We start from the raw sequence: 10,333 nt of genomic DNA on the forward strand, positions 1-10,333 counted from the left end.
CCCGCCTGATAATTCATGCGGGCATTTTTAATGTCTAATTGTTAACTGCTTACGCCGCTCGCATGTGGCGCAACGGCGACTTCTCGAACTTGCTGCGGCAGTAGCTCAGGTTGATTTGCAAGGCATCTGACTCTGCTTCGGAGGGCATTTCGAACATGGCATCGGTCATGATGCTTTCGCAGATGGAGCGCAGGCCGCGCGCGCCGAGGCGGTACTCGTCGGCCTTCTCTACGATGTACTCCAGCGCATCCTCGGTGAAGCTAAGCTCGATGTTCTCCATGCCGAACAGGCGCTTGTACTGGCGCACGAGCGAGTTTTTGGGCTCGGTCAGAATCAGGCGCAGCGTGCTGCGGTCGAGCGGGTTGAGGTGGGTGAGCACCGGCAGGCGACCAATCAGTTCAGGAATCAGGCCGAAGCTTTTGATATCCTGGGCCGACACGTAGCGCAGGAAGTTCTGCGTGTCCACCTGCTCATCGAGGTTGGTTTTGGCGAAGCCCATGGGCTTGGTGTTCAGGCGGCTCTTGATGATGCGGTCGAGGCCCGAGAACGCGCCCCCGCAGATAAAGAGGATATTCTCGGTGTTCACCGAAATCATCTTCTGCTCGGGGTGCTTGCGGCCCCCCTGCGGTGGCACGTTGATGTTAGTACCTTCGAGCAGCTTGAGCAGCGCCTGCTGCACGCCCTCGCCGCTCACGTCGCGCGTGATGCTGGGGTTGTCGCTCTTGCGGGCAATCTTGTCGATTTCGTCGATGTACACGATGCCGCGCTCGGCAGCTTCCAGGTTGTAATCGGCCGCCTGCAACAGACGGGTGAGGATACTTTCCACGTCTTCGCCCACGTAGCCGGCCTCAGTCAGCACGGTGGCATCGGCGATGCAGAAGGGTACTTGCAGGATTTTGGCCAGCATCCGCGCCAGGAAGGTTTTGCCGGTGCCGGTTTCGCCCACCATGATGATATTGGACTTCTCAATCTGCACTTCGTCTTCCTGGGGCTTCTGCATCAGGCGCTTGTAGTGGTTGTACACGGCCACGGCCATCACGCGCTTGGCTTCGTCCTGGCCCACCACGTATTGGTCGAGGTGCTCCTTGATGGCCTTGGGCTTGATGAGGTTGAACTTGGGCTGCTTGCCGGCTTCCTGGGCCTTGGCCTCCTCGGTGAGGATGTGCTGGGCCTGGCCCACGCACTGCTCGCAGATGTGGGCATTGATGCCCGAAATCATGACGGCAACTTCACGCTTGCTCTTATTGCAAAAGGAACAGGATATTTCAGCCACGGAAAAAGGAATAGAAGAGGGTGGGAGGGCTGTCTTTTGGACAAGCGGGCTCAAAGATACGACAGGCCCAACGTCGACGGCCAGAAAAAAGGTGCCTCCATCCGAAGTAACCCCTACTATCATTAGCCGATACTGGCCGGGCAGTCAACTCAAAGCCAGTTCAGTGTCCGCTCAGCCAATGGCCACAGGGTAAGAAAAAAGCTCCTGCCAATTCAGCAGGAGCTTTTTTTATCGTCTCTAGAATCCGGGAAATCCGAAGAAATCCGACGAATTCGTGACTAGGCTTTCTTCTTCTCCAGCACTTCGTCAATCAGGCCATACTCTTTGGCCTCGTCGGCGCGCATCCAGTAGTCGCGGTCCGAATTGTCGTGGATTTCCTGGTAGGTTTTGCCGGTGTGCTGCGCCAGAATGTCATACAACTCCTTCTTCAGTTTCAGGATTTCCCGAGCCGTAATCTCAATGTCCGACGACTGTCCCTGCGCGCCGCCGCTTGGCTGGTGAATCATCACCCGGGCGTGGGGGAGGGCCGAGCGCTTGTTAGCAGCACCGCCCGCGAGTAGCACGGCGCCCATCGAAGCGGCCAGACCGGTGCAGATGGTGGCCACGTCCGGGTTCACATACTGCATCGTGTCGTAGATGCCCAGGCCGGCATACACCGAGCCGCCGGGCGAGTTGATGTAGAGCAGGATGTCCTTCTTGGCATCGGCCGACTCCAGGAACAGCATCTGCGCCGTCAGAATGTTGGCGATGTAATCGTCCACGGCCGTGCCCAGGAACACGATGCGGTCCATAATCAGGCGCGAAAACACGTCAATTTCGCGGAAGTTCTGTGGCCGTTCCTCAATCACTGAGCGGGTCATGTTGGTGGGCAGCATCATGCCGTTGCGCACCTGGCCTTCCATGTGGTTCAGGTACTGGTCTACACCCAGGCCGTTGAGGCCCTGTCCTTTCACCGCGAACTTGCGAAACTCTTGTCTATTCAGTAATGGATTCATGGGAGAAAAATGGCGCGCAGGCCGCAGCTTGCGCAGGTGATGTTTGAGGTTAGAATGACGAGCGAAGAAAGCAAATGTTGTTGGAACCCCAACAAAAAAGCCCCTACGTTTCCGTAAGGGCTTTTCCAAATACTGGTCTGCGTAGGGCAGCGCGAAGGCTTAGCTATGCAGGGTCCGGAATTCTTCGGCCGTTACGGGCTTGTCCGTAACAACAACTTTGCCGCGCAGGTTTTCGATTACTTTCTCTGCCAGAATGGCCTCGTACTCGCTCACGTAGTTCTTGCCGTTTTCCTGCTTCAAGAAGCTGTCGGCGTAGCTGCGCATCGACTCGCGCATCTCGTCGGGCATGTTGGGCATGTTGAACTGGCCCATGATTTTGTCGAGCGTGCGGTCCACAATCTCGTCGTTGCTCACCTTCAAGCCGGCGTCTTCCACCACCTTGTTGCGAATCATGCTCCACTTCAGTTCTTTCTCGTAGTCGGCGTAGTGCTCTTCCACCTTCTCGGCGGTCAGTTTGCCTTCGTTGGCGCGCACCAGCCACTTTTTGAAGAACTCCGTGGGCACCTTGATTGCGGTTTTGCTTACCAGCTGCTCCACGATGCTGTTGTTCATCGCGCCATCGCTCTCGCGGTCGTAGTTCTCCTGAATGGTTTCGCGCACTTTGGCGTCGAATTCTTCCTGGCTCGATACGGCATCGGGGCCGAATACTTTGTCGAACAGCTCCTGGTTCATTTCCGGGGCGGCCGTGCGGTTCACCTTCTCCACGCTCAGTTCGTAATTACCGGTGGCCTCCGCAGCTTCCGTCTTGCTCAGGCCGGTGAAGTTCGAAATCGAAGCCGCGTCGTTGCTGAAAGCCGCCTGCAGGTCGAAGCTCACCACATCACCCGCCTTCTTGCCGATGAAAGGAGCCGAGTCGCCGGTTACCTTGGCGATGGGCAGCAGGATGGTGCGGCCTTCGGCCTCTTCACCTTCCTTCTTCAGTTTGCCGAACAGGTAGTCGCCCGCCTCCGACTCGTCGGGGTTGGTCGTCTCGCCGTACTGACGCGCAATTTGCTCGTTGGTCTGGTTGAGGGTTTCCTCGTCGAGGCTCACCTGGTGGCGCTCCACGGTGAGGTCGGCGGGCAGCTCGAAATCGGGCAGCAGGCCCAACTCAAATTGAAAAGCGAAATCCTTGTCCGTGTCGAAATTAACTTCCGACGGCACGGGCAGGGGCTCGCCCAGCAGCTTCACGTTGTTCTCCTTGATGTAGGAATCCACCGCTTTGCCCAGCATTTTGTTGATTTCCTCGCCCAGAATGCCTTTGCCGTACATCTTGCGCACCATGCCCACGGGCACCATGCCCGGGCGGAAACCCTTTACCTGGGCGCGCTTGGTGTACTCTTTAATCTGTTTTTCGACGGTGGGCGCGTAGTCGGCTTCGGTCAGGTTCACGGTCAGCAGCCCGGTCAGCTGCTCGTCGTTCTTGTCGAGAGTAATGTTCAAAACAGGGAGCCAGCTGCTGCCGGCCAGATTGAAAGGTTGAAAAAAAAGCCTCCAGCCTATACGACTGAAGGCCTACATCAGATTGAAAGTGCGGATAGAGGGACTCGAACCCACACGCCTTGCGGCACCAGAACCTAAACCTGGCACGTCTACCAATTTCGCCATATCCGCAATATGAGCGCCCGTCGCCATTTGCTACGGGCCCGCAAAGGTACTCGGGAAAGTGTTTGCGTGCAAAAGGGTTTTGTAGTTAGGGTGCAGGAGGACCACCCAAACAATGAGAACGTCATGCAGAGCGCAGCGAAGCATCTTGCCCGCCACCGTTGAATCAATCTTTGGAGCATTTTAGCTTACTAATTGCGGGCATGATGCTTCGCTGCGCTCTGCATGACGTTTTTTCCTAACCAGCGCCGCCCGGCCACCTTTTCCGCCCGCTAGTTGTTACTTTACCTATTATGCCTCCCGTTATCTCTCCCGAAGCCGAGCGCCAGGAAATCCTGCGCCACTACCGTCGCCTGCTGCGCACCGCCAAGCCGTACCTGAAGGACGGCGACCCCAAGCTCATCAAAAAAGCCTTCAACCAGAGCCTGGAGGCCCACAAGGAAATGCGCCGCAAATCGGGCGAGCCCTACATTCTGCACCCGCTGGCCGTAGCCCAGATTGCGGTGGAGGAAATCGGCCTCGGCACCACCAGCATTGTGGCCGCTCTGCTGCACGATGTGGTGGAGGATACGCCCACCGAAATTTCCGACATCGAGCGCGAGTTTGGCAGCAAAGTAGCCCGCATCATCGACGGGCTGACCAAGATTTCGGGCGTATTCGAGTACGGTACCAGCGAGCAGGCCGAAAACTTCCGCAAAATGCTGCTCACGCTGAGCGAGGACGTGCGCGTGATTCTCATCAAAATCGCCGACCGCCTGCACAACATGCGGACCCTGGATTCGATGCCGCGCCACAAGCAGCTCAAAATCGCGTCGGAAACGCTGTACCTGTACGCGCCGCTGGCTCACCGCCTCGGCCTCTATACTATAAAGAGTGAGCTGGAGGATTTGTACCTCAAATTCACCGATACGGAGATGTACAACGAGCTTCGGGTTAAAGTGCGCCAGAGCCAGGCCGCCCGCAACCGCTTTATCAAGGAGTTTGTGCAGCCGATTGATGAGGAGCTAAAGGTGCAGGGTTTCGAGTACGAAATCAAGGGTCGGCCCAAGAGCATCTACTCTATCCTCAAAAAGATGAAGAAGCAGAACATCACCTTCGAGGAGGTGTATGACCTGTTTGCTATTCGCGTAATTCTGGATGTGCCGCCGGAGCAGGAGAAAGCCGCCTGCTGGCAGGTATACAGCATTGTGACGGACTTCTACCAGCCCAACCCCGACCGTCTGCGCGACTGGGTTTCCACGCCCAAAGCCAATGGCTACGAAAGCCTGCACACCACCGTAATGAGCCGGGCCGGCCAGTGGGTAGAAGTGCAGATTCGCTCGCGCCGCATGGACGATATCGCCGAGAAAGGCTACGCCGCCCACTGGAAATACAAGGACACTGGCAGCATCCAGCCCGAAAGCTCGCTCGAAGGCTGGGTGAACAAGGTGCGCGAGATGATGGAGTCGAACAACTCCAGCGCCCTCGAATTCATGGACGAATTCCGGCAGAACCTGTTCGTGAAGGAGGTTTATGCCTTCACGCCCAAGGGCAAGCTGGTGATTCTGCCCGACAAGGCCACCGCGCTCGATTTTGCCTTCGATATTCATTCCCAAATCGGCATGCACTGCCTCGGGGCCAAGGTAAACCAGAAGCTGGAACCGCTCAGCTACCAGCTGCACAACGGCGACCAGGTCGAAATCCTGACCTCGCACAAGCAGCGCCCCACGGCTGAATGGCTCAATTACGTCATCACGACCAAGGCGCGCTCCAAAATCAAGGATTTCCTGCGCGACGACAAGCGCGCCAAAGCCGAAGACGGCCGCTTCCTGCTCGAAAAGCGGCTGGAGCTCATCGACGTGCCTTTTACACAGGACAATTTTAACCGCCTGCTGACTTATTTCAACGCGGCCAGCGCCCAGGAGTTCTATTACCGCCTGGCCGTGGGGCAGATTGATGGCCGCGTCATTCGCGAGTCGCTCTTTAGCTCTGAAAAGCCGCTACCGGCCGTGCTCGAACCCAAAACCTTCGACAATGAGGTTCAAAAAATTCGAGGCGTAAAACCGGATATGCTCGTAGTAGGGGAGCACACCGACAAGTTTAACTACAGCATCGCCCGCTGCTGCAACCCCATCCCCGGCGACGACGTGTTCGGCTTCGAAACCGACCAGGGCCTTATCATTCACCGCACCAGTTGCCCCCGCGCCGTCGACCTCATGTCGAACTACGGCAACCGCATCGTGCGTGCCAAATGGACCGAGCAGCTCGAGCTGGCCTTTCTGGCCGGTGTCCGCCTCAAGGGCTCCGACCGCGTGGGCCTCGTCAACGACGTCACGCGCATCATCAGCACCAGCCTCAAGGTGAACATGCGCTCCATCACGATTACGGCCGATGACGGTTTCTTTGAAGGGCAGATTATGGTCTTCGTCAACGACACCGACCATTTAACCAAGCTCATCCAGCGCCTCAAAAAAGTCGACGGCGTACTCCAGGTCGAGCGGTTCGATTCGTAGAAGTGAACCCACCCAAGCCCAGCATCCACGGCACGGCCGTCAACGAGCGCACCCAGTGTGCCCACTATCATTCCGAGCGCGACATCATCGCCATCCGGCACAAATGCTGCGGCGAATTTTACGCCTGCATTCACTGTCACAACGAAAATGCCGGCCACGAGGCGCAAGTCTGGCCCCAAGCCGAATTCCAAACCCAAGCCGTCTACTGCGGTAGCTGCCACCAAATCCTCACCATCGCCAGCTATTTAAGCTGCGATAGTACCTGCCCGTACTGCCAGGCTGCCTTTAACCCAGGATGCGCCAACCACTACCACCTCTATTTCGAGCAGTAGGCGCACCGGGGGGTATGTGTTCCGTTAGAACAGCCGTACTTTTGTCCCACCGCATCACTCCTTATATATACAGTGAATAAACCCGCCGCCGTCCCAAACCCGTCTAATCTCTCCGCCGATGCGGCCGGGCAAGGCATAGGCGGCTCGTCCGAAACCGGCTACGCGGCCAAGCACACGCCCAGCGCTGCCTCCCAGGCCACGTTGAATACCGATAAGCTCGAGGAGGTGAAAAAACTCTTCACTGCCCACCTCGAAAATAAGGGCCTGCGCAAAACCGGCGAGCGCTACGCCATTCTCGAGGAAATCTATGCTCGTTCCGGTCACTTCGATGTCGATGAGCTCTACGCCGGCATGAAGGAGCGGGGCCTGCAAGTGAGCCGCGCCACCGTTTACAACACCCTAGATTTGCTGGTCGAGCAGGGCCTTGTCAGCAAGCACCAGTTCGGCCGCAACCTTGCTCAGTACGAAAAGAGCTATGGCTACCGCCAGCACGACCACGTCATCTGCACCGAATGCCATAGAGTGGTAGAATTCTGTGACCCCCGCATCCACGGAATCCAAACCATGGTCGGCGACCTCCTGAACTTCCATATCTTGCATCATTCTTTAAATTTGTACGGCATCTGCGGCGACTGCCGCGCCCAAGCGGCCGCCCGAAACACCCACGCATGACTTCCACCAGCACCGTCGATAACGGCATTCTGTTTGTTCGCCTCAGCGGCGACCTCATCGGCAGCCCCGATACCGACCAACTCCTGCAATCCGTCAATACGCACCTCGGCGAAGAGCTCAACCAGTGCGCCGTCGACCTTTCCGAAATCCGCTACATCAACAGCACCGGCATTGGCGTCCTCGTCTCGCTGCTCACCAAATTCCGCAGCCGCGGCGGCGAGATGGTCCTCATCAATCCCGCTGACCACCCTAAAAAGATGCTGGCCATCACGAAGCTAAACAACATCTTCACCGTTTCGGCCGACGAAGCCGCCGCCCGCCAACAGCTAACCCCGGCCGCCAATTAGGCGGCCGTTTTTTTGCCCAAATCTGTCACCAGTAACTTTTCAATTATTCATCGTCAGGCTCCCCACTCTTTCGGAGAGGGGCCGGGGGTGAGGTTTTCACACAAGCACATGCCAGTAGACGTATTAGTAGGCCTCCAATGGGGCGATGAAGGCAAAGGCAAAATTGTAGACGTATTAGCGCCAACCTACGATGCCGTGGCTCGCTTCCAGGGCGGTCCCAACGCTGGCCACACCCTTTTCTTCGACGGCGTAAAGCACGTTCTGCATCAGGTACCCAGCGGCATTTTTCACCCCCACATCCTCAACATCGTCGGCAACGGCGTCGTCCTCGACCCCGTTGTGTTCCGCCAGGAGCTGCAGAAACTCACCGATAGGGGAGTAGACTGGTCCAAGAACCTCTACATCTCCAAGAAGGCCCAACTCATCCTCCCGTCGCACCGCGCCCTCGACCGCATCAGCGAAGAAGCCCGTGGCAACACTAAAATCGGCAGCACCCTCAAAGGCATCGGCCCCACCTATTCCGATAAAATTGGCCGTGTCGGCCTCCGCGTAGGCCACATTCTGCTGCCCGATTTCGAGCAGCGCTACAAAGAAGCCGTCGCACAGCACGCCGCCATCGCCGCCCACAACCACAAGGAACTCGAAATCGAAGCCCTCGAAGCCGAGTTCTTCTCCGCCGTCGAGTTCCTGCGTACCCTCCAGCTCACCGACACCGAATACCTCCTCAACGACCTCCTCACCCAAGGCAAGCGCATCCTCGCCGAAGGTGCCCAAGGCTCCTTGTTAGATATCGACTTCGGCTCTTATCCTTACGTTACCTCCTCCAGCACCATTGCCGCCGGCGCTTGCACTGGCCTCGGCATCGCCCCGCGCCACATCGATAAGGTCTACGGCATCACCAAAGCCTACTGCACCCGCGTTGGCAGCGGCCCGTTTCCTACCGAGCTCCACGACGAAGTAGGCGAACAAATCCGCCAGGCCGGCCGCGAGTTTGGCTCCACCACCGGCCGCCCGCGCCGTACCGGCTGGATAGACCTACCCGCTCTCCGCTACGCCATCATGCTCAACGGCGTCACCGAGCTCCACCTGATGAAAGCCGACGTCCTCGACGCCTTCACCGAAATCCAGGCCTGCACCCACTACCGCACCGCCACCGGCGAAAGCACCCCCCAACTACCCGACCCCGGCGAGCTCACCACCGTTACCCCCGAGTACATCACCCTCCCCGGCTGGAACACCGACCTCACCCAAATCACCGACGCCGCCCAACTGCCCGCCAACCTCGTCGCCTACCTCGATTTCCTAGAGCGCGAACTCCAAGTGCCCATCCGCATCGTCAGTGTCGGTCCCGACCGCGTTAGCACTCTCCATCGCTAGTAACTGATGAATGATGAAACCGATGGTCTCATTTGAGTAATCCACTGTCGGAGCCCCGCGAGGTGCCTTTCCTGTATTAAGGAGAAAGCATTCGCGGGGCTTTTTGCCTTCGAAAGCCCGAAATCAGCACCGCTAACAACAGGAACGGTTTACTACTGCTCAGCGATTCAGAGATTAATGGATACAATCGCCAATAGCAACGAGCCGAAATAAATGCTGCCCTTTTTCAGTATTATTAAGCTGTGTTCAATCACATTCCTCAATGCAACACCATATCAGCGGAAGTTTTTCATCGCATCAATCAGCTAGTTACAACCTCGTTTCAGCTATTTCGTATAAACCCGCTTGCTCACCCAAAATCTCCTTCTACCTTTGCAGTCCCAAGACGTCAAACGGACTAAGGGGCACGCCAAAAACGCCAGTTACTGGCAGAAATTGAAACGTTACGGAACTACTGCTATGACTAGCTTGTCTATTCCATGCTACGCTCACAAGCTTTGAAATTATTTTTCGGATTCCTTGGAAAGCCGAAAAAAGCCACCGTACCTTTGCAACCCGCTTCAACCGGAAGCACACAAACTTGAAAAACGAATCGAAAATAATTAAATTTTTTTCGTCTTACAGTTTGAAAGTGATAGAAATTTGCTACCTTTGCACTCCCAAAACGAACAAAGCGCTGCAAATACAACGGTAATGGATTGAAAAGCAATCCACACTGATGTTTCAAATGGAAACATCACACGTTCTTTGAATGACGGAAATAGACAAATAGTAAGAGTTTCATTTGCTGTTTTTTCTTCGGAAGAAACACAGTGAAACAAACCAAGCGAAACGAATTTGACCATAATGTCAATATGTGAGCAAGGTCAGCACTCGACATCAGCCATTCTTCGGAATGGTGTAGAGATTTTTACAATGGAGAGTTTGATCTTGGCTCAGGATGAACGCTAGCGGCAGGCCTAATACATGCAAGTCAAACGGTCTCTAGCAATAGAGATAGTGGCGCACGGGTGCGTAACGCGTAACCAACCTACCTGAATCTGGGGGATAGCCCGCCGAAAGGCGGATTAATACCGCATAAAACTGCAATTTGGCATCAAGTAACAGTTAAAGATTTATTGGATTCAGATGGGGTTGCGTGCCATTAGCTAGTTGGGGAGGTAACGGCTCACCAAGGCGACGATGGCTAGGGGAGCTGAGA

Annotated in this window: 8 protein-coding genes, 1 tRNA gene and 1 rRNA gene; 6 read left to right on the plus strand and 4 right to left on the minus strand. The window is 56.2% G+C overall.

The window, feature by feature from the left end:
- Positions 1–49: 49 nt before the first annotated feature.
- The 4 genes from clpX to ABIB44_RS17975 form a co-directional block, all read right to left on the minus strand.
- On the minus strand, positions 50–1,273 hold the full coding sequence (gene clpX, locus ABIB44_RS17960) for an ATP-dependent Clp protease ATP-binding subunit ClpX (protein WP_354586055.1): 1,224 nt from the start codon (positions 1,271–1,273) through the stop codon (positions 50–52).
- Positions 1,274–1,551: 278 nt separating this feature from the next.
- Positions 1,552–2,268, minus strand: a complete 717-nt coding sequence (locus tag ABIB44_RS17965; protein ID WP_354586056.1) for a ClpP family protease — start codon at positions 2,266–2,268, stop codon at positions 1,552–1,554.
- A 159-nt stretch (positions 2,269–2,427) separates the two neighbouring features.
- Positions 2,428–3,750, minus strand: a complete 1,323-nt coding sequence (tig, locus tag ABIB44_RS17970) for a trigger factor (RefSeq protein WP_354586057.1) — start codon at positions 3,748–3,750, stop codon at positions 2,428–2,430.
- Positions 3,751–3,839: 89 nt separating this feature from the next.
- Positions 3,840–3,921: transfer RNA gene (locus ABIB44_RS17975), tRNA-Leu, on the minus strand.
- Between the two features lie 284 nt (positions 3,922–4,205).
- Here ABIB44_RS17975 and ABIB44_RS17980 point away from each other — a divergent pair.
- The 6 genes from ABIB44_RS17980 to ABIB44_RS18005 all read left to right on the plus strand — a co-directional run.
- A complete protein-coding gene (locus tag ABIB44_RS17980; protein WP_354586058.1) occupies positions 4,206–6,404 on the plus strand; it encodes a RelA/SpoT family protein in 2,199 nt (732 codons plus the stop codon).
- A gap of 2 nt (positions 6,405–6,406) precedes the next feature.
- Positions 6,407–6,736: a CHY zinc finger protein gene (locus ABIB44_RS17985; protein WP_354586059.1), complete on the plus strand. Its 330-nt coding sequence runs from the start codon at positions 6,407–6,409 to the stop codon at positions 6,734–6,736.
- 201 nt (positions 6,737–6,937) lie between these two features.
- The gene (locus ABIB44_RS17990; RefSeq protein WP_354586065.1) at positions 6,938–7,408 is read left to right on the plus strand and encodes a Fur family transcriptional regulator; all 471 of its coding nucleotides are present in this window, start codon (positions 6,938–6,940) and stop codon (positions 7,406–7,408) included.
- The gene (locus ABIB44_RS17995; protein WP_354586060.1) at positions 7,405–7,755 is read left to right on the plus strand and encodes an STAS domain-containing protein; all 351 of its coding nucleotides are present in this window, start codon (positions 7,405–7,407) and stop codon (positions 7,753–7,755) included. The genes ABIB44_RS17990 and ABIB44_RS17995 overlap by 4 nt, the downstream gene beginning before the upstream one ends.
- A gap of 108 nt (positions 7,756–7,863) precedes the next feature.
- Positions 7,864–9,132, plus strand: coding sequence for an adenylosuccinate synthase (locus tag ABIB44_RS18000; RefSeq protein ID WP_354586061.1), 1,269 nt, complete (start codon positions 7,864–7,866; stop codon positions 9,130–9,132).
- A gap of 912 nt (positions 9,133–10,044) precedes the next feature.
- A 16S ribosomal RNA gene (locus ABIB44_RS18005) occupies positions 10,045–10,333 on the plus strand; the annotation flags it as partial.

The sequence above is a fragment of the Hymenobacter sp. UYCo722 genome (assembly GCF_040547115.1).
In the GTDB taxonomy this organism is placed as follows: domain Bacteria; phylum Bacteroidota; class Bacteroidia; order Cytophagales; family Hymenobacteraceae; genus Hymenobacter.